Origin of the sequence: Anoxybacillus andreesenii, from assembly GCF_030813005.1 — a bacterium.
Classification (GTDB): domain Bacteria; phylum Bacillota; class Bacilli; order Bacillales; family Cytobacillaceae; genus Robertmurraya; species Robertmurraya andreesenii.
Genome location: NZ_JAUSTU010000011.1, coordinates 76,044 through 95,912, shown reverse-complemented (window position 1 = coordinate 95,912; position 19,869 = coordinate 76,044). Strand labels below are relative to the sequence as shown.

Sequence of the window (19,869 nt, the reverse complement as noted above, 5' to 3'; positions counted from 1 at the left end):
GATGGCGATTCCAAAAATACCTCTTGCCGAGTGGATTGATCATTTTGTCAATTTTCTTCGTGATACACTAGAACCATTTTTCAATCTTATTTCGGATGGAATTGGAAGTTTTGTAGATTTACTTGTTTGGCTTTTAACAATAATACCTCCTTCTATTCTTATCATACTCTTTACTGGAATTGCCCTTTGGGTAAGCCGGTGGTCAACCGCAATTTTCACTGCAATCGGCCTTCTCCTAATCTATAACCTAGGTTATTGGGATGGAACGATTGACACTTTGGCACTTGTGCTAACCTCTGTCATTATTTCCATTGTGATTGGAATTCCGATTGGGATTGGAATTTCCCAAAATGATCGTGCCCGGAATATTGTTACGCCAATTCTTGACTTTATGCAGACAATGCCAGCGTTCGTGTATTTAATTCCAGCCATTCTCTTCTTTGGGATTGGAGTGGTGCCAGGCATTATTGCCTCAGTTATTTTTGCGATGCCACCAACGATTCGACTTTCCAATCTTGGTATTCGCCAGGTTCCAGAGGATCTGATAGAGGCTGCTAATGCGTTTGGTTCAACGACCAAACAGAAGCTATTAAAGGTTCAACTGCCACTAGCCATGCCAACGATTATGGCGGGTATTAATCAAAGCGTCATGCTATCACTTTCAATGGTGGTCATTGCCTCCCTTGTAGGAGCGCCTGGACTTGGAGCAGATGTGTACCGAGCAGTCACACAAATTAAAGTTGGAGTAGGGTTTGAGGCCGGTTTTGTAATTGTCATTTTAGCAATCATTTTAGACCGGATTTCACAAAATATCGGGATTAAAAAATAAGAACCAATAACAAGGGGGAAATGTTCATGTATAAGAAAAAGTTCTACCTTTCCTTAGTATTGTTTGTCACAATGTTGTTAGCTGCATGTGGTGGGAAGGAAAGTTCCGGTGGGTCGTCTGGGGATGGAAAAAGTAAGGATTCTATCGCAGAGCAAGTGAACTATAAAATTATTGGAATTGAGCCAGGGGCAGGCATAATGAAGGCAACGGCGAAGGCTCTTGAAGATTATGATAATCTAGCTGATTGGAAGCTCGTTGAATCCTCATCCGCTGCGATGGCATCAGAGCTCCAAAAGGCCTATGAAAAAAAAGAACCAATTATTATTACTGGTTGGACACCACATTGGAAGTTTGCCAAGTTTGATTTGAAATATTTAGAGGATCCAAAAGGAATATACGGGGAAGAAGAAACGATCGAAACCTTTGTACGTCAAGGATTAAAGGATGACGAGCCGAGTGCTTATACGGTACTGGATCAATTTTACTGGACACCGGATGATATGGCTGCAGTCATGGTTGAAATTCAAGAAGGAGCAGACCCAGCAGAAGCTGCTTCTAAATGGATTGAAGAGAATAGTGACAAGGTAGCTGAGTGGACAAAGGGTGCTGATGAAGTTGATGGGGAAAAAATTAAGCTTACCTATGTAGCTTGGGATTCAGAAATTGCAAGTACCAATGTGGTTGGAAAGGTATTAGAGAGTATCGGCTATAAGGTTGAATTAATTCAATTAGAGGCAGGCCCAATGTTTGCTGCCGTTGCACAAGGAGATGCAGATGGAATGGTTGCGGGCTGGCTGCCGCTGACCCATGCTGATTACTTAGATGAGTACGGTGACAAACTTGAAGGACTGGGAGCGAATCTTGAAGGAGCAAAAACAGGCTTAGTTGTTCCAGCATATGTTGAAGCCGATTCAATTGAAGACTTATAAGGTCTAATGGTGTCTAGGGTGACTAGGCACCATTTTTTTAATCATAGAATTTCTAATCAAGGAGATACTTTGTTTGATTTTGAAATGATAAGGGTGGGTTTTATGGAGAAGGAAATGAGCTATGGCAGCGATCATAAATACATACCTGCAACTTCGATTGGAAGTGGGATTGGGATTGAGGTATTGCCCGATTTGTACAACCACACCGTGCAAATTGTTAATTTTCAATTAGTAGGCCATCCAGAAACGAAGGATTTTGTATTGATAGATGCGGGAATGCCCAATTCTGCGGATGAAATTATTGGAGCAACAGAGGAGCGATTCGGTTCAGATGCTCGTCCAAAAGCGATCATTTTAACGCATGGACATTTCGATCATATTGGTGCGGTGATTGAACTGGTGAAGTATTGGGAGGTTCCGGTGTATGCCCATGAATTAGAAATGCCATTTTTGACAGGAAAAATGAGCTATCCGGAACCGGATCCAACCGTTGAAGGTGGAATGGTAGCCAAAATGTCCCCAATGTTTCCGATTGAACCGATCAATTTGGGAGATCGGGTGGAGCAGCTTCCAACCGATGGAACGATTCCTTATATGCCAGGATTTAAGTGGATTCATACTCCTGGGCATACTCCAGGTCATGTGTCCTTTTTCAGAGAATCAGATTGTACTTTAATTGCTGGAGATGCCTTTGTGATGGTCAAGCAGGAATATTTATATAAAGTGCTAACCCAAGAACAAGAAATTAGCGGCCCCCCAAGATACTTAACGACAGATTGGAAGGCTGCAAAAGAATCTGTTATGAAGCTAGAAGCGTTAAAGCCTTTGGTGGCAGTCACTGGTCATGGGCTACCAATGTCTGGTGATTTATTATCTGAAAGTCTAGAAAGACTTGTAAGAGAATTTGATACGATTGCTCTCCCGGATTATGGAAAATATGTGGATGGCAAACTCCATTAAAAAAACTACTCTATTTTCCTCATAAGATTTAGAGTAGCTCTTCGTTTATAAAGTATTGTTTGATCTGCTCTTCCAACTTCTGCATATCTCCTGCCTTGAAGAGGGAAGGCTCTGTCTTTAGGACTGAGAGAACACTTTCAATTAAAAATTTTCGAGGTTCCTTTGTGTTCACAAGCTCATCAAGGATAAAATCAAGAAGCTCGATATATTTTAATGGCTCATGGCTGTGATGAAGTGATTTTTTCAGTGATAAAATGGAATGCTGAAGCTTCTGTTGTAAAGCCTTTGTGCTCTTTTTGCAATCTGGCAACCAGGAGGTTAATTTTTCCGGTGGGAGGAGTTGTTCACCCGATTCTGCTACTTCCTCCACTATTTTCACGATCCGGTTCACACTGTACCTGACAACCTTTTTGATCGCCGTTCTTGAGTTTGATTCAATTGAGTAATATTTGTAATTATGATTAAGGATCCCTAGAAACATAATGGAACAATCTAATAGATACGGTTCCTTATCATGACCAAAGATATCCTTAAATCGATTATGAGTCCAACGAATCACTCTAAAGTGTCCCTTTTTAATAAACTGTTTCAGCTCTTCATCATTTGAGAAGAAGACCTCCTCAAAAAGGGAGGATAAGTTATTGGACCGGTTCATCTCCAGCTGAATTTCGATTTGCTTGATAAACACTTCGATATCGCTCGGATCTTGACCCATCAGTAGTTCATTTCGTTTTTTATTGATTTTTTCATAAATGGACTTTAAGAGGGCTATTAATAGTTCATTTTTTGAAGAAAAATAATTATAGAAAGTTCCCTTGGAGATGCCGCTGTAGTCCAAAATATCTTGGATGGACGTGGCTTGAAATCCTTTATCTATAAATAATTGGTGAGCCATCTTAATGACGTGCTGCTTCCTGTCCTTCATTCCTAATCACCTGCTGGTTATATCATGAAAATAGACTGCCAGTATAATTTATAGTATAGGATAATCATTATTTTTACAAACAGAATATTTATGGTTTGACAATTTTTGAACCGCTGTTATATGATATATTTTATGTTCTGCATGAACGATAGGTTCAATATAATGGACTACATGTCTAATAAGGGGGAATAAACTTGGAAGGTTCTATTCAACATACGGATCGCCCACCGTATGGAATTATTGCTATTTTGATGATCGGGGCATTTATCGCATTCTTAAACAATACGCTTCTAAATATTGCGCTACCTTCTATAATGAACGAGCTTGAGGTCGGTCCAACAACCGTTCAATGGTTGACGACAGGCTTCATGTTGGTTAACGGGGTTTTGATACCAACAACTGCATTCTTAATTGAAAAGTATACCGTGCGTCGCATCTTCTTGGTTGCGATGTTCCTATTTTCCATGGGTACGATTATTGGAGGTTTGGCCCATGTGTTCCCAATTTTACTGGCAGGGCGTATGCTTCAGGCATCTGGTTCGGCGCTATTGATGCCTCTATTAATGAATGTCATGCTTGTCAGCTTCCCAGTTCATAAGAGGGGGGCAGCGATGGGAGTATTCGGACTGATTCTAATGGCAGCGCCAGCTATTGGTCCAACCCTGTCAGGATGGATCATTGAGCATTATGATTGGAGAATGCTCTTTCACTTTATCACTCCGATTGCGATTATCATACTCATTATCGGCTTTTTCTTACTAAAAGATCAAAAGGAAAAAATCAATAAGCGTCTTGATTTTCTTTCCCTTATCTTATCTAGTATCGGTTTTGGTGGTTTATTGTACGGATTCAGCTCTGCTGGCGCTAAAGGATGGGATAGCCCATATGTATACGGGACTATTACCGCAGGTGTTATTGCCTTGATTTGGTTCATCCTTCGACAATCGAAGTTCGAAAGCCCAATGCTCAATTTCAAGGTCTTCAGGTACCCGATGTTTGCCTTATCGTCATCGATCACAATGGTTGTAAATATGGCGATGTTCTCAGGGATGCTTCTACTGCCTATCTATGTTCAGAATTTGCGAGGAATCTCACCGATGGACGCTGGGTTGTTGATGCTTCCAGGGGCGCTTGTGATGGCAGTGATGTCTCCTATAACAGGAAAATTATTTGATAAATTCGGTGGACGCATTCTAGCAATCATTGGTTTAACTATTACGGTCATCACGACCTTCTATTTTGCTAAATTAACTCTAGAAACTACCTATACACATTTAATCATTCTTTATACGGTCCGTATGTTTGGTATGTCTATGGTTATGATGCCAGTTTCCACAAATGGACTGAATCAGCTACCGAGAAAATTCTATCCACATGGCACAGCGATGAACAATACCTTAAATCAGGTTTCAGGTGCCATCGGGACGGCTCTTTTAGTAACGGTGATGTCAACACGTACGGAAACACATGCGAAGGAGATTGCCAAGGATGCGATGAAGTCGTTTCAAGGTCAGCCAGATGCCGCTGCTATTGCACAAATGAAGCAGCAAATCGGTGCACAGGCTATGCTTGAGGGAATTAATGATGCCTTCTTTGTCGCAGGCTGGATTGCTATTGTTGCGTTGATTCTTGCATTATTTATCAAGCGGGCTACACAATCAGATGAGCAAGTGGGAGAAAAATCAAAGCCCAAAGTAAAAACAAAATTAGCAGAAAATTAGAAAGGAGCGTGTGCTTCTCTCTTTTTTATGTGAATCATTCATTGTCGATGGCATGTCTGAATGATACCCTCCTTTTCTAAGCTTCACAAAGAACATTAAAAAAATTAGTGAGAAGGGAGTTAAAATTTGTCATAATTATAGTAGAGAAAATGGAAGGGGAATCCAGATGCCGAGCTTTTTTAAAATGTCGCTTACAGAAGTTCTTAAGACCTTGAATGTAACCAAGGCCGGCTTAACAACAGAAGAAGTAGAGGAAAGACGAAAACAGTATGGATATAATGAATTAGCCGAAGGGAAGAGGAAAGGCATAATTCAGGTGTTTATTGAACAGTTTAAGGATTTTCTTGTCATTATATTGATTATTGCGGCCCTCATATCGGCATTTCTTGGTGAAATAGAAAGTACGATTGTTATTTTGGTGGTCCTTATTCTTAATGCCATTCTTGGAACAGTTCAGCATATGAAGGCGGAGGCGAGTCTTAATAGCCTAAAATCCCTATCTGCTCCAAATGCGAAGGTTTTAAGGGACGGGCAAATCATTGAAATCCCCTCAAGAGAAGTGGTGGTAGGGGATATTCTTTCTCTCGATGCAGGTGATTTTGTTAGTGCAGATGGGAGGATTATAGAAAATCATAGCCTTCAGGTGAACGAAAGTTCGTTGACTGGTGAATCTTTAAGTGTGCTCAAGGATGAGGAGCCAATTCAACAAAATGAGGTTCCGATTGCTGACAAGAAAAATATGGTTTTTTCAGGGAGCTATGTGACCTACGGCCGAGCTGTTGTCGCAGTAACGAATATCGGAATGGATACAGAGATAGGGAAGATTGCTAATCTCTTGGAATCTGCACAGGAGAAAAAGACGCCTCTCCAGGCAAGTCTTGATGAGTTTGGGAAAAAGCTCGCTTTATTGATTATCGGGATAGCGATCCTGATTTTTGCGTTGGATATGTGGAGAGGACATGATCTTGTTGATTCCTTTATGTTTGCCGTGGCCCTTGCCGTAGCTGCGATTCCTGAGGCCCTAAGCTCGATCGTGACGATTGTTCTTGCCTTTGGAACCCAGAAAATGGCGAAGGAAAATGCGATTGTAAGAAAACTTCATGCTGTTGAAAGCTTAGGGAGCATCTCCGTCATCTGCTCGGATAAGACGGGTACCTTAACTCAGAATAAAATGACAGTGCAGAAGGTTTATGTGGACCATCAAGTGCTTGAACATGGCGAGCTAAAAATGGATAATCCGCTTGAAAAAAGAATGGTTCTTATGTGTCTTTTGTGTAATGATGCCGTGACAATCGAAAACAAGGAAATTGGTGATCCGACTGAGGTCGCCCTTGTTAATTTTGGTGAGGAGCATCATTATGATGAACTAATCATGCGGGAAAAATACGTTCGCATTGATGAGCTTCCTTTTGATTCAAATCGAAAGCTGATGAGCACGGTGAATCAGTACGAAGGAAAGCATCTGATGTTTACAAAGGGAGCTGTGGATGTCCTTTTATCACGGGTGGAATACATAGAAACCTCAGAGGGAATAAGAAGATTTACGGAGAAGGATCATGAAGAAATTGAAGGAATCAATCAGAATTTTTCTAAGAATGGATTGAGGGTTCTGGCCTTTGCTTATAAAGAAATGGAAATGGATCACTCAGTAAGTCTAGAAGATGAATATGGTCTTACCTTTGTCGGATTAACGGCCATGATGGACCCACCGAGAGAGGAATCCCATGAAGCCGTCGCTGCATGTATTGGTGCAGGGATTAAACCAGTTATGATAACAGGGGATCATAAAATTACGGCATCTGCGATTGCTCGCCAAATCGGGATACTGAAGGATGATTCCGAAGCTGTCGAAGGGATGGAAATTGAGAAATGGTCCGATGAAATGCTGAAGGAAAGGGTTGCTGACCTTTCTGTTTATGCGAGGGTTTCACCGGAACATAAAATAAGAATCGTCAAGGCCTGGCAGGAAAAAGGAAATGTGGTTGCGATGACAGGGGATGGTGTCAATGATGGTCCTGCCTTAAAGCAAGCTGATATTGGGGTTGCCATGGGAATTACCGGGACAGAAGTGGCAAAAGAAGCATCCTCGATGGTGTTAACCGATGATAATTTTTCAACGATTGTGAAAGCCATTTCTAACGGCCGCAGTATATATGCTAATATTCAAAACTCAATCAAATTCCTTTTGTCTGGAAATACAGGGGCTGTCTTGACTGTTCTCTATGCTTCGTTCTTTGCTTTACCAGTTCCGTTTGTAGCGGTACACCTTTTGTTTATTAACCTTTTGACTGATAGTTTGCCTGCCATTGCCATTGGACTAGAGCCTTATAACAAAAAAATTATGAAGGAAAAACCACGGGATATTCATGAGCCCCTTCTTAACAAAGCTTTCGCAGGAAGGGTCTTATTTGAAGGCATTCTAATTGCCATTTCGACTTTGATTGCCTTTTCCATTGGGTTGTCTACTAGTGATCATATGGTCGCAAGCACGATGGCTTTTGCAACATTATGCTTAGCGAGATTGTTGCATGGCTTTAATTCTCGAAGCAATCAGTCTTTATTCAAAATTGGTGTTTTTTCAAATCAATTTATTTGGTATGCCTTTATCATAGGCATTGTTTTATTGCATCTAGTGTTACTTGTTCCAGGGCTTCAAGGGATATTTGAAATTGCTGTACTAAGTCCTTCCGAGCTGGGGTCCATTTATGCTCTTGCATTCATGCCTCTTATCGTTATCCAGGTGTATCGAGTTATTTTTGTGAAAAATAATTGACGGGAGAAGTGGGTATTGAGTATATTAAATATATAAATATCGTTCTCCTAAAGGGGAGTAGCTTTAACAGCAAGGTCGTCATTTCAGAGATTTTTATCTCTCGGCTTTGTTGGCTATGAGTTGGATTTAACTCTTAGTTAGCAAGACCTTTACCAATGGTAAGGGTCTTTTTGTATTTTCTAGAGCCTTTACCATTTTCGGTAAAGGCTTTTTCTGTTTAAGGCTGGTGATTATTGCTTGAGTCAGGAAAAGGAGTACAGGAAATAATATGACAACTATTACAATTATTAGGGGGGAAGTAAATGGATATTTCAATATTGTTAGAGTACGGCTGGGTTTTATTACTGTTGGTGGCTTTAGAGGGATTGTTGGCAGCGGATAATGCACTCGTGCTTGCCATCATGGTACGACATCTTCCAGAAAAAGAACGAAGAAAGGCATTGTTTATTGGTCTTGCAGGCGCCTTTGTGTTCCGTTTTATTTCGTTGTTTGTGATTTCTTTTCTCGTTGATGTATGGCAGATTCAGGCGATCGGTGCATTATACTTGCTGTTCATCTCCATTAATCATATTTTGAGAAAAACGGTTATGAAAAAAGAGGCAGTTGAAAAAGAGAAAAAGGAGAAAAAATCTGGATTTTGGATGACAGTTTTTAAGGTGGAACTGGCAGATATTGCCTTTGCCATTGATTCAATTTTGGCTGCAGTTGCCCTTGCTGTGAGTCTTCCGAGCACCAATCTTCCAACCATCGGCGGGATGGATGGTGGAAAATTCCTTGTCATTTTTGCAGGGGGATTAATTGGAGTAGTTATCATGCGATTTGCGGCAGATTTCTTCGTCAAGCTACTTCAATCAAGACCAGGGCTTGAGATTGCCGCCTTTGCGATTGTCGGTTGGGTTGGGGTCAAGCTTCTTGTTATGACATTGGGGCATCAGGATGTGGGATTCATTCCATATGACTTTGCTCATTCTCCATTATGGAAAATTGCTTTTTACATCGTCTTAATCGGAATTGCAGCGGCTGGATGGTTCTTGACAAAGGATCGGAAAAGAGAGCAGTCGGCAGCATAGGGTCATACAAAGTTAGGGACTACCAACCAACCATGATAAGGAAAGCCCTACATTATTCGGAATTTCAATTTTATCCCCTAGAAATTATGATCAACATAGCAACTTAATCATGTGATATGGGGAGGAAAGTAGCAATGGCAGAGTTGAAGGAAATAATTCGGGAAATTGATACAGCGTTAGGTGCAGACCCAAGTCGTGCAAATGGTCTCGAGGCTGTGTACCAATTTGATCTTCATGGGGGACAAACGGGTTCGTACCATATTGTTTTAAAAGGAGAAGAGAGCTATGCGGCCGAAGGTGGAGCTGAAAAACCAGACTGCACTTTAAAAATGGATTCGGAAGATTTTAAGAAAATGGTTGAGGGAAATTTAAATGGAACGCAAGCATTTATGAGTGGAAGATTAAAAATCCAAGGAAATATGGGGCTGGCATTGAAGCTTCAAGATGTGTTAGCAGCCTATCGTACTGTTTAATGGGAATCTAGCTTCCTCGTGATTCCGGGGATACTTTTGAACCAAGAGTCTTCGAGGGGATAAAATTTAGCCATTTACATGAATGATTCATTAGGAACTTCCCCGACTCTGGTGGAAGTTTCACTTTTAACAGAGGAGGAAAAAAATGTGACATCCTTTCTACCTACAGACGAAGAAAGAGAATTTATTGAAGTCGCAAAAGGATTTGCTCTAGAAAAGATTAGACCTATTGCGAGAGAGGTTGAGGATAATCGAATAGTGAATGACAAAATGGTAAAGGAATTAGAAGAACTAGGCTTTCTTTCGCGGGAAATGCCAGAGGAATGGGAGGGATTGGAGCTTCCCTTAATCTCTCAGGCACAAATATTACAAGCATTAAGCTACGGCGATTTAGCCGTTATTCAAGGTCTGCCAGGTGCTGGTGATGCCGCATCATTCATAAGACTTCAAAAGGATCACCCTATTTTATCCTTACACAAGGAAGAGCTTATTCAGTCAAACAAGACCATTGCTCTCCTAGATTTATTAGAAGTAGCGAACAGTCAAATAACGATCGAAAAGACTGAAAATGGTTGGATGATTGATGGTGTTTCTCAGCCTATAAGACTAGCAAGCTTTGCTGATTATGTCATTGTTGCAGCTAAGGATAATGAAGGCGTACCAGTCGTCCTGTGGGTGGATATTTATCAGGACCAAGTAAAGGTAGATTCAGGGGATTATCGTTTAGGATTGTTAGCTTCTGGTACAGGAAAAATCATTTTTGACCAAGTTCAAATTTCGAAGCAGCTCGCCTTGGCTGAGGCTGAAGATGCAGTTAAGCTGATGGCTGATACGCGTAATCGAATTCGAGTCCTACAGGCGGCTAAACAGGTTGGATTAATGGAAGCCGCATTAGATTATGCAACAGAATATACAGCTGGACGAAAAGCATTTGGTCAAGAAATCGCTAAATTTCAAGGTGTATCCTTTCGAATTGCGGATATGGCGATGGAAACGAGAATTGCGGCCCATTTAGTCTGGGAAGCGGCATTGGCGGTTGATGGAGGAAAGAACACAGCAGCGGGTTCATCCATAAGAGCATTATATCGGGCCCATCGTTCGCTCCGGTTTGTCACGGATTCAGCAGTACAACTATTGGGAGGACACGGATATGTTCAAGAGTACCCTGTTGAAAAATGGATGAGGGATGCCCAGGCCCAAGTTACTTTGTACGGACGTGAAAGAGAATTATTGATCGAAAGAGGAGAGCAAATCTTGAGTGGAGCGATTGGGGTGACCGTTTGATGATTAGTTATGAACTGACAGAGCAGCAACAAATAAAAGCAATGACCCATTGGTTTGCTAAGCATGAAATTAGGCCGATTGCGATGGAAGCGGATCGATTGGGGAAAGTGCCTGACGATTGGCTAGATAATGTTAACAAAATGGGAATTCATCTGAATACATCATCCTTTGGCGGTGGAGAATCCGATAAGAAGTCATCGAAAAAGGAACGTGAAGGCAATCGTTTAGGCGTCATCGCAACAGAAGAAATCGCCTGGGGAGATCCAGCCATTGCATTATCTTTGCCCGGCGCTGGGTTAGGAGGTCCACCGATACAAAGCAGCGGAACCCTAGAACAAAAGGAAAGATTTTTATCGATTTTTACAAAGGATAAGCCACGCTGGGGGGCCTATGCCTTAACTGAGCCGGAAGCGGGGTCTGATGCCTCAGGGGTACAGACAACCGCTAGAAAGGTCGATGGCGGCTATATTTTAAATGGACAGAAAATTTTTATTACCAATGGTGGGCGTGCATCATGGGTTGTTGTATTTGCAACTGTAGATAAATCACTGGGCAGAGCTGGGCAGAGGGCATTTGTCGTAGAGAAGGGGACAAAGGGCTATAGCTGTACAAAGCTTGCCAAAAAAAATGGGGCTTCGGGCAAATGAAACCGCAGAGCTGCTGTTTGATGATTGCTTTGTACCTGATGAAAATTTATTGGGTGGTGAGGAATTATACAAGACGGCCGTCTCAAAGCCATCAGGGTTTCAGGTGGCAATGAAAACCTTCGATAGCACTCGACCGATTGTTGCCGCAATGGCGATTGGGATTGCGAGAGCAGCATATGAATATACGCTAGATATTGTGAGGCGCGAATATCCTAAGTCAGGCCAATTATATACGATCGCAGCTGAGATCTTAGCAGAGGCAGAACAGGAAATCGCAGCAGCAAGATATCTTACTTGGGAGGCTGCCTGGAAAGAAGATATCGGGCTCGCAAATGCGAAGGAAGCGGCTATGTGTAAAGCATATGCAGGGCAAATGGCATTGGATGTTTGTGCAAAATGCTTGGAAATATTAGGACCAGTAGGGCTGGATGGACATATCGTGGAGAAATTAAGTGGTTTCTTGTTAATTATCGGAATCTTCTCATATATATATCCTCAATTTTCAACGATTTTTGGCGTATTAACGATCTTTTTATCCATCCTTTCAATTATGGGCGCTTTAGGTGGCTTTGTTATTGGAACCATCATAGGAATCTTCGCGGGAGCTCTTTGTATCGCATGGGATAAAGAAGAGGTCTCTGTTTCAGATGATTTTCCGACAAAAAAGCAAGCTAAAATAAAGCATGAGGATGTTAATTCCGTACAAGCGTAAATAGAAAGATTCAAATGATTACTGTTTGAGGAGAATTCGCATGAATAAAAAAAGGCTCCGGTTTTTTCTTACCTTTTGGCTCATCTTTGTATGCGTTTTTTCCTCTTCATTCATTGAATACAGGCCAATTCAGGCGGAAGGAAATTTCGTTAGTGCCGCTGCAAATCATAGTGGCGGCTTTGTCATTCAGTCTGAAAAGGTAGATGGTATGCTGGATTTACTAGGAATTCTTGCTGGAAAAATAACGATCTTTGACGGTGACATTTATGGATTAACCATCACAAAAAGGTTAAATGTAGGTGGAAATCAAGAACCGTTAATGATCAAAATTACATCTCCAGGTCCAATTCCGGTAAATAATTTAAAAGCAACCACATTAGGGAATCGGATACCTGAGTTTGGTGGATTGTGCATGCCATCTAGGCTAGGTAGGCTTTGTATGGAAAATGTAGTGATGACGGTTACCGATCAAGCTGCCGCTGCCATTAGCCTACCCAATGCGAAGATAGAAACCTGTTATGAAAGCCAATGTGGTTCCATACCTGAAGGTGGTTCAATGAGTGAAGAGGAATTTAAAAAGCTTCTCGAAGAATTAGAAGCCAATGAGTTATCATTAAAGGATATATTGGATGAAATGAGAAAGGACTCCGAAAAGGTATCATTACTAGAGCAATTGATCAATCAAGCTTCCAAAGCTTTAGCCGAAATCGATCTAGATCAGCCGAACACGTTAAAGGAATTATTGGCGAAAATAACAAATGACCTCACTGAAGAAAATATCGCACAAGTGGATCAGGCGCAATTAATTGACGATACCAAAGCATTATGGGAGCAGCAAGATAGCTATATCCAAGCAATCTCACCATTTTTGGAAATAATGGATGATGCGACAAGCTTGGCGGACCAATTGGAAGCGAATCTGAAAAAAATGGAGGAATCGTTAAAGAAAATTGAGTCAATGGAGGTCCAAGAAACGACCGACAAAAAGCTTCAATTAGTAAAAAGATATGCTGAATTAATAAAAGTCGCAGAAGAAATCAAGAACGGTTCTGATCAAGCAGAGCAACCAAATTCGGAAGAAATTGATCTGAAAATGGTTCGAAACAAGCTTGAAGAATATAAGAAAATCATCCATCCATTCATTGAGCAGCTTAGGGAATTACAGACAGAGAAGGATGGGATTGAAGCTACAAAAGTAGAGATTGAGACAAAGAGTAGTGAATTGAAGGAAAGAATCATAAGCCTAAAGGAAATTCTCGGGGATGATGTAGTAGCGAGTCTATTAGGAAATGATGCACCCAAACAAGGGGATGCAGCCAGCTCAGAAGAAACGGAAGATAATCAACATACAGAATCGGATTCAAAACCAGAACCGAACTGGGAATCAGATCATAATGGGGGAGATGAGAACAAAAGTAACCCTCCTGAGAGTGGACTTCCAGTAGAAGCGCCAAATAAAACCGGTGTGCCGGCAAGTGAAGCAAGCACTGATGTGCCTGTAGAAGAGAGTGAGGTACCATCGCAAGTCAAAGAAAGTCGATTAAGAAAATGGTTGGATGATGTGAAGGATTGGCTAAAATCCCCATAAGCCATAGAGATAAATGGCCCCACCTATTAGAAGGCTGGGGCCTGAATGATTAATTTATGTATGGGAATGGATCATGTATTTCGTTAATACTCCCAAGTGAGTCAGGGTATAGTAAGAAAATAAGTCATGGATTCTTACAAATAGGCAGGTGACTTTCTTGGGTACGGATATTCTCATACTGCTCATATTGATTTTGATAAATGCTTTCTTTGCTGCTTCGGAGATGGCGCTTGTTTCCATTAATGATAATAAGTTGAGATTATTGGCGGAGGGTGGGGATAACAAAGCAAAGGCCGTTCAGAGCCTATTGACAGAGCCAAGCCGCTTTTTGGCTACGATTCAAATTGGAATAACTTTATCGGGCTTTATGGCAAGTGCTTATTCGGCAAGAAGCTTTGCTGGGATTATATCAGACGCAATTCTCCATCTTCATATCCCAGTTAGCAGAAATGTTCTAGAAATGCTCTCTACGGCATTAATTACGATTATCCTGTCCTATTTCACCCTTGTCTTAGGAGAGCTAGTCCCCAAAAGGCTGGCGATCCAGAAAGCAGAGGAAATTTCCTTTATCGCTGCAGGACCGATCTCCTTTTTGTCAAAATTAACGGCACCTTTTGTTAAGCTATTAACGCTTTCGACCAATCTCATTGTCCGTCTGTTTGGCTTAGACCCACATGCAGAGGAGGAAGAGGTAACGGAGGAAGAAATTCGCATGATGGTCGATGTGGGGCAGGAAAGAGGAACCATTTTAGAAACGGAAAAAGTGATGATTAATAATATTTTCGAATTTGATAATAAAACGGTTTCTGACATTATGACCCATCGAACCAATATTGTCGCGATTCCCGCGGACTATAGCTTACAGGAAGCCGTGCGCTTAGCAAATACCGAGAAATACACAAGATTTCCAGTTTATGAAGAAAATATGGATCATCTTATTGGCATTCTACATATTAAAGATCTGTTTCAATATATGGAAAATGGACAGGAACAAAGGTTCAATTTGCGGGAACTAGCACGTGAACCTTTTTATGTGCTGGAGTCAAGCCGGATTGATCAATTGTTTAAGGAAATGAAGAAAAATAAGGTGCATATGGCCATTGCGATAGACGAGTACGGGGGAACAGATGGAATTGTCACGATGGAGGATTTACTTGAGGAGATCGTAGGGAATATTTTTGACGAGTATGATGATGCCGAGATGGATATTGAGGAGATTATCCAAATCAATGATACAGAATTTTTAATGTCAGGCACCGTTGATCTCGATGATGTAGAGGATGCGTTAAAGCTTGAGCTACCAACGGAAGACTATGATACATTGAGTGGTTTTATCATGGGGCAGCTCGGGTATATTCCTAGTCCAGAAGAAAGCCCTGTGATTGAATACGGGAAATATTTATTTGCAGTTGAAGAAATACATGATCGTCGCATTTTAAAAGTGAAGGTCACTGTGAAGGAAAATGAAGAATTAGAAGAAAGCTGAGCGGGAACTCATTCTTTTTAGCAAGGGAGCGAGAAAGGATGAGTTTTTTTAATATTTGTCCTTTGCTATCGACGTTGGCGTCCTTTTGCCTTTATAATTATTCTGAATAGTTTATTAATTCTGCAAGGGGGACGGATCAATGAAAGTAGTAACGGAGACAAAAGGTCAAAACTCGTATAGCTTTCAGGAATTTGTGGAGAAACGTGAGAAATTAGACTGGTATAGGGATGAACCGTTTTTACAAGAAATGGCGAAGAAATATCTTCGTCATGACTTTAACGACATTCATGAAAAAATCTTATCTTTTTCACCGAAAGTGTCAGGGGAGTGGAATCGCCTGGCGGAAAGGCTTGCACGCCCAGAGGTCCATCCTTATATGCTTCATTTCGATGCTTTTAACAATCGGATTGATCGGATTGTTCGACCTGTTGAAACCCATCAGCTCGAACAAGGGGTATTTGGAGAAGGGTTATTTTCAAGTAAAATGTCACCTTGGGAAAGCTTCATTAAAAGGATGCTGATTCACCAATTAGGAGAAGCGGGGGTAGCCTGTCCCTTAACATGTACGCATGGATTAGTGGCTTTGCTGGAGCAATTCCCGGATGATGAATACCCGGAGCTCTACGATATTCTTATGCATACGAAGGAAGGAGAGGGTGGAGAATTCGCCATTGGAGCCCAATATATGTCCGAGATTCAAGGTGGTTCGGATTTACCGGCGAATGTATTAGAAGCTGTTCCAGACGGGAAGTATTATCGATTGTATGGGAATAAATTTTTCTGTTCCGTTGCCCATGCCGATTACTCCGTAGTTACTGCGAAAATTTCTGAGTCAGAAAAGGTTTCGACCTTTATTGTGCCTTCCTGGTTACCGGGTGATAAGGAGCGGGAAAAGCGCAATAGCTATGAAATTAATCGCATTAAGTGGAAGATGGGAACTGCTGAGCTTCCAACCGCTGAAATTGAATACAAGGGGGCGTTAGCCTATCCAATTGGACCAAAGGATAAAGGAATTGCCGTGGCAGTGGGGATTGTTTTGACCTTATCAAGATTGGAAATCGGCATTGCCTGTGCAGGTTTTATGCTACGTGCCTCCAGAGAAGCAGAGCTGTATAGTAATTTCCGTACCGTTTTTGGCAAGAAGGTGAAGGATTATCCTTTATCCGCAAGCAAGCTAAGGAAGATTAAGAGTGCGGCCGAAAGAACAACAGCAGGTGCTTTCAAAATCTACGATTTGTTCCTTAAGCTGGAGCAGCCTCTAAATCCAGGGTTGAAATCAGATCATCCACTTGAAATAAGAAAGCAGTTATTTAACCTACGGGAGCTCGTCTTGCTGCAAAAGATTAACGTCACCCAGGAGGGTGCTGAAGTCTTGCGCGAGGCCATTTCCATCTTTGGTGGTCATGGCGTGATGGAGGAGTTCTCATCCCTTCCTCGGATCTTCCGGGATGTTGTTGTCAATGAGCAATGGGAGGGTCCACGCAGCCTGCTGCTAACCCAAATTTATCGGGATATCTCAAGAGTTGTCGACTGGTATCCACCTAGAGAATTTGTTCAGGGAGTGCTGGAAGGAGCGCCAGAGGAAACCATTCAAGAGTTTTCTGTGCAATTAGAGGAACTTCTACAAAAGCCGGTCCTCGGAGAAGTAACAGAGGCCTCCATCGAAGCCGCAGCCGAATGGGATCAATTCTGTACCGCCTTCTTCAAGGCCTACCAAGAAACCGCCCTTTAATTTAATTCGGTACTTTAATTCGGTACCTGGTACCGCCCGTGGACATTTTTTCGATTTTGTCCATATGGGGTGGACAGTGCAACGAACAATTTGTGTTTACAGAGGATTGTGAACCTAAATCACGAAATTTAGGCAAAATTTCAAATAGAAATTATTGACTGCTGTTCAAAAGGAGGATATTATTTAATTGAACAGTGGTCAATAAGGAGGAGAAAATGTCACCTAGAAAGTCAGTAGAGAGAGAACTTACAAGAGAAATGATTATGAACGCTGCACGAGATTTGTTTACCACAAAGGGATATGAGCATGTTTCAATGAGGCAAATTGCAAACATTTTAGGCTGTAGTCATGGAGCTATCTACTATCATTTTAAGAACAAAGCGGAACTGTTTTTTGCCCTTGTCGAGGATCATTTCAAAATGCTAAACAGCATTCTTGACGACATTATGAAACAGGAGTTAGATAACAGAGAAAAGCTTAGGCAAATATTTGTCGGTTATATAAGGTTTGGGCTAACCTACCAGAGCCACTATGAGATTATGTTTTTGATAAAGGATGATGAGGTAAAAAACTTCATTAACCAAGAGCCAAATCATACTTATGACAATTTTGCCAAAAGCGTATATTCCCTTTGTGAGTGGAAAAAGGTTACTCTTCAGGATGTATGGAGCATTTTTCTATCCTTGCATGGCTTTGTCACTCATTACTGTAGACATGTCGTCGGATTTGATGACGTTAAGGATATGGCTTATCGACATGCTGATTTCTTGCTGAAGGCGATTGAGTAATTTTTTTTTAAGATTTATTGACCAGTGGTTAATTAAGAGGAGGACAGAATATGAAGAAAGCACTTGTCGTGGGAGCAACTGGTGGAATGGGCTACGCTATTGTAAAGGAATTAATATTAAGGGGTGTTGAGGTAATAGCATTTGCTCGGACGAAATCGAAAATTGACCAACTATTTGGTGATGAGCAGAATGTGAAGGCCTGTGCAGGCGATGTGTTTAACATGGAGGATCTGTTAGAGGCAGCAAAGGATGTGGATGTAATTTTCCAGGCCGGAAACATTCCCTACTCAGCATGGGAGGAAAAACTGGAATTATTTATGGGCAATATTTTAGCTGCTGCTAAGTCACAGTCAGCCAAGCTTGTCGTAGTGGACAATATTTATGCCTACGGAAGAAGTGATGGGAAAAAGGTTAGTGAGGATTTTCCTAAGAACCCACATACAAAAAAAGGTCGAATCCGTTTACGTGTAGAGAAACTTATTAAGGAGTCTGGCATACCATTTGTGATTGCCCATTTTCCTGATTTTTACGGACCGAATGCAGAAAATACAATCCTTCATTATACGCTAAAGGGAGTTGCGAATGATAAAAAGTCTTCCTATGTGGGGAATCAGGAAATTGCGAGGGAGTTTATTTTTACACCAGATGGTGCAAAAGCAATTGTTAATTTGGCGTTAGAGAATAATGCCTACGGACAGAACTGGAATATTCCTGGATATGGTGTCATTAAAGGGAGAGAAATCATTGAGTTGATTAGAGAGAACATCGATTATCAAAAAGGAGTATCGACTATTTCCAAAAGTATGATTCGTTTTTTAGGGTTATTTAACCGGGATATGCGCGAGGTTGTAGAAATGTTTTATTTAAATGAAGAACCAGTGGTTTTGAGCGGGTCGAAATATGAGCAATATTTCGGTGAATTGCCTCGGACCTCCTATCGTGAGGGATTGAAACAAACGATTGAATATATGAGAAAAAACTTATTGTAACAAGGGGGTAGGTTAGTTATGGTATAATATGGGTGTTGATAGGAGCGAGTTAGGAGAAAATTATATATAGAGTGAGGAAAGTATGACTTTAAAATCAGAACTAACAAAATTAGAAATCACTTTACAACAAAGCAATATAGATAATCTTATTGACAAAATGTTGGATAACATCGGTTCCATCGACCCAGAACTTAGGGATACGCTAATCTATAACTCATTTGGAAAACTGATAATGGAAGACTATTTAACACAAAAACAAATAAATCATATTCTTGAGGTTTGTCTTAGAAACTTATTTTTGGATATTGGTGAAAAAGAAACTGACTCCGTATTTACCCGTTCTTTTTCCGCCTTGGTGATTGTGCTAATCCTTATGAAAGATAGGGAAAATCGGTTCCTGCCAGATGATATTGTAATAGAAGCAATTCAGGGAAGTATTCAATATTTGAAATTAGAGGTAGATGTTCGAGGCCATGTGGTGGGAAAAGGATGGGCACATAGTATTGCACATGGTGCAGATTTACTAACAGAAGCTATCAAACATCCAAGCTTTTCTATCATGCTATCTTCCGATTGTCTTGAAGCAATCAAGCAATGCCTATTCAAAGAAAGCACCAATCAAGTACCGTATGTTGATGATGAAGAGGAAAGACTTATTTTTGCAGTAGAAGCCCTTCAAGAGATAGGTGTAACGGATAATGAAATTGAAAATTGGATTGTATCAATTTCTGATGAACTAAGTGCATTAGAAAAAGAAGGATATAGTTTAAATTTCTTCTGGAAGAAATCCAATGTTATAAACTTTTTACGAGGATTTTATTTCAGACTGCTGTACAAGAATGAGAGGTTAAATATACAGGAGATAATTACAAAAATTTTAGAACATTGGTATAGCCGTTCCTATAACCACACTCAATAAAAGGTTGTTTTTTCTAGTAAACTGAGCGTTATTCATAGAGGATT

15 protein-coding genes and 1 pseudogene are annotated in these 19,869 nt (G+C 41.0%); 15 read left to right on the top strand and 1 reads right to left on the bottom strand.

Annotated features, from left to right (window positions below; translation table 11 throughout):
- Nucleotide 1 precedes the first annotated feature (1 nt).
- The 3 genes from J2S07_RS12695 (at nucleotide 2) to J2S07_RS12685 (ending at nucleotide 2,718) form a co-directional block, all read left to right on the top strand.
- Nucleotides 2-829, top strand: a complete 828-nt coding sequence (locus J2S07_RS12695; RefSeq protein WP_307150782.1) for an ABC transporter permease — start codon at nucleotides 2-4, stop codon at nucleotides 827-829.
- 26 nt (nucleotides 830-855) lie between these two features.
- Nucleotides 856-1,758: a glycine betaine ABC transporter substrate-binding protein gene (locus tag J2S07_RS12690; RefSeq protein ID WP_307150781.1), complete on the top strand. Its 903-nt coding sequence runs from the start codon at nucleotides 856-858 to the stop codon at nucleotides 1,756-1,758.
- 102 nt (nucleotides 1,759-1,860) lie between these two features.
- Nucleotides 1,861-2,718: an MBL fold metallo-hydrolase gene (locus J2S07_RS12685; RefSeq protein ID WP_307150780.1), complete on the top strand. Its 858-nt coding sequence runs from the start codon at nucleotides 1,861-1,863 to the stop codon at nucleotides 2,716-2,718.
- A gap of 28 nt (nucleotides 2,719-2,746) precedes the next feature.
- On the opposite strand, the gene J2S07_RS12680 is transcribed toward J2S07_RS12685, so the two are convergent.
- Nucleotides 2,747-3,643, bottom strand: a complete 897-nt coding sequence (locus tag J2S07_RS12680; RefSeq protein ID WP_307150779.1) for a TetR/AcrR family transcriptional regulator — start codon at nucleotides 3,641-3,643, stop codon at nucleotides 2,747-2,749.
- A 251-nt stretch (nucleotides 3,644-3,894) separates the two neighbouring features.
- Between J2S07_RS12680 and J2S07_RS12675 the strand changes: the two genes are divergently transcribed.
- The 12 genes and pseudogenes from J2S07_RS12675 to J2S07_RS12615 all read left to right on the top strand — a co-directional run bounded on the left by J2S07_RS12675 (nucleotide 3,895) and on the right by J2S07_RS12615 (nucleotide 19,825).
- Entirely contained in the window at nucleotides 3,895-5,364 is a 1,470-nt protein-coding gene (locus J2S07_RS12675) for a DHA2 family efflux MFS transporter permease subunit (protein ID WP_370872823.1), read from the top strand.
- 166 nt (nucleotides 5,365-5,530) lie between these two features.
- A complete protein-coding gene (locus tag J2S07_RS12670; protein WP_307150777.1) occupies nucleotides 5,531-8,137 on the top strand; it encodes a calcium-translocating P-type ATPase, PMCA-type in 2,607 nt (868 codons plus the stop codon).
- A 302-nt stretch (nucleotides 8,138-8,439) separates the two neighbouring features.
- Nucleotides 8,440-9,207, top strand: a complete 768-nt coding sequence (locus tag J2S07_RS12665; RefSeq protein WP_307150776.1) for a MeeY/MeeF family manganese export membrane protein — start codon at nucleotides 8,440-8,442, stop codon at nucleotides 9,205-9,207.
- A gap of 134 nt (nucleotides 9,208-9,341) precedes the next feature.
- Nucleotides 9,342-9,680 carry an SCP2 sterol-binding domain-containing protein gene (locus tag J2S07_RS12660; protein ID WP_307150775.1) on the top strand — a complete coding sequence of 113 codons (339 nt, stop codon included), beginning with the start codon at nucleotides 9,342-9,344 and terminating at the stop codon, nucleotides 9,678-9,680.
- Between the two features lie 147 nt (nucleotides 9,681-9,827).
- Nucleotides 9,828-10,964: an acyl-CoA dehydrogenase family protein gene (locus J2S07_RS12655; RefSeq protein WP_307150774.1), complete on the top strand. Its 1,137-nt coding sequence runs from the start codon at nucleotides 9,828-9,830 to the stop codon at nucleotides 10,962-10,964.
- A pseudogene (locus tag J2S07_RS21940) lies at nucleotides 10,964-12,323 on the top strand (acyl-CoA dehydrogenase family protein). Before J2S07_RS12655 ends, J2S07_RS21940 begins: the two are co-directional and overlap by 1 nt.
- Nucleotides 12,324-12,363: 40 nt before the next feature.
- Nucleotides 12,364-13,911 carry a kinetochore Spc7 family protein gene (locus J2S07_RS12640; protein WP_307150771.1) on the top strand — a complete coding sequence of 516 codons (1,548 nt, stop codon included), beginning with the start codon at nucleotides 12,364-12,366 and terminating at the stop codon, nucleotides 13,909-13,911.
- 157 nt (nucleotides 13,912-14,068) lie between these two features.
- Nucleotides 14,069-15,397, top strand: a complete 1,329-nt coding sequence (locus J2S07_RS12635) for a hemolysin family protein (protein ID WP_307150770.1) — start codon at nucleotides 14,069-14,071, stop codon at nucleotides 15,395-15,397.
- Between the two features lie 139 nt (nucleotides 15,398-15,536).
- Nucleotides 15,537-17,129, top strand: coding sequence for an acyl-CoA dehydrogenase family protein (locus J2S07_RS12630; protein WP_307150769.1), 1,593 nt, complete (start codon nucleotides 15,537-15,539; stop codon nucleotides 17,127-17,129).
- A gap of 215 nt (nucleotides 17,130-17,344) precedes the next feature.
- Nucleotides 17,345-17,917: a TetR/AcrR family transcriptional regulator gene (locus tag J2S07_RS12625; RefSeq protein WP_307150768.1), complete on the top strand. Its 573-nt coding sequence runs from the start codon at nucleotides 17,345-17,347 to the stop codon at nucleotides 17,915-17,917.
- A 50-nt stretch (nucleotides 17,918-17,967) separates the two neighbouring features.
- A complete protein-coding gene (locus J2S07_RS12620; RefSeq protein ID WP_307150767.1) occupies nucleotides 17,968-18,906 on the top strand; it encodes an SDR family NAD(P)-dependent oxidoreductase in 939 nt (312 codons plus the stop codon).
- 82 nt (nucleotides 18,907-18,988) lie between these two features.
- Nucleotides 18,989-19,825, top strand: a complete 837-nt coding sequence (locus J2S07_RS12615) for a DUF2785 domain-containing protein (protein ID WP_307150766.1) — start codon at nucleotides 18,989-18,991, stop codon at nucleotides 19,823-19,825.
- The last annotated feature ends 44 nt before the right edge of the window (nucleotides 19,826-19,869 follow it).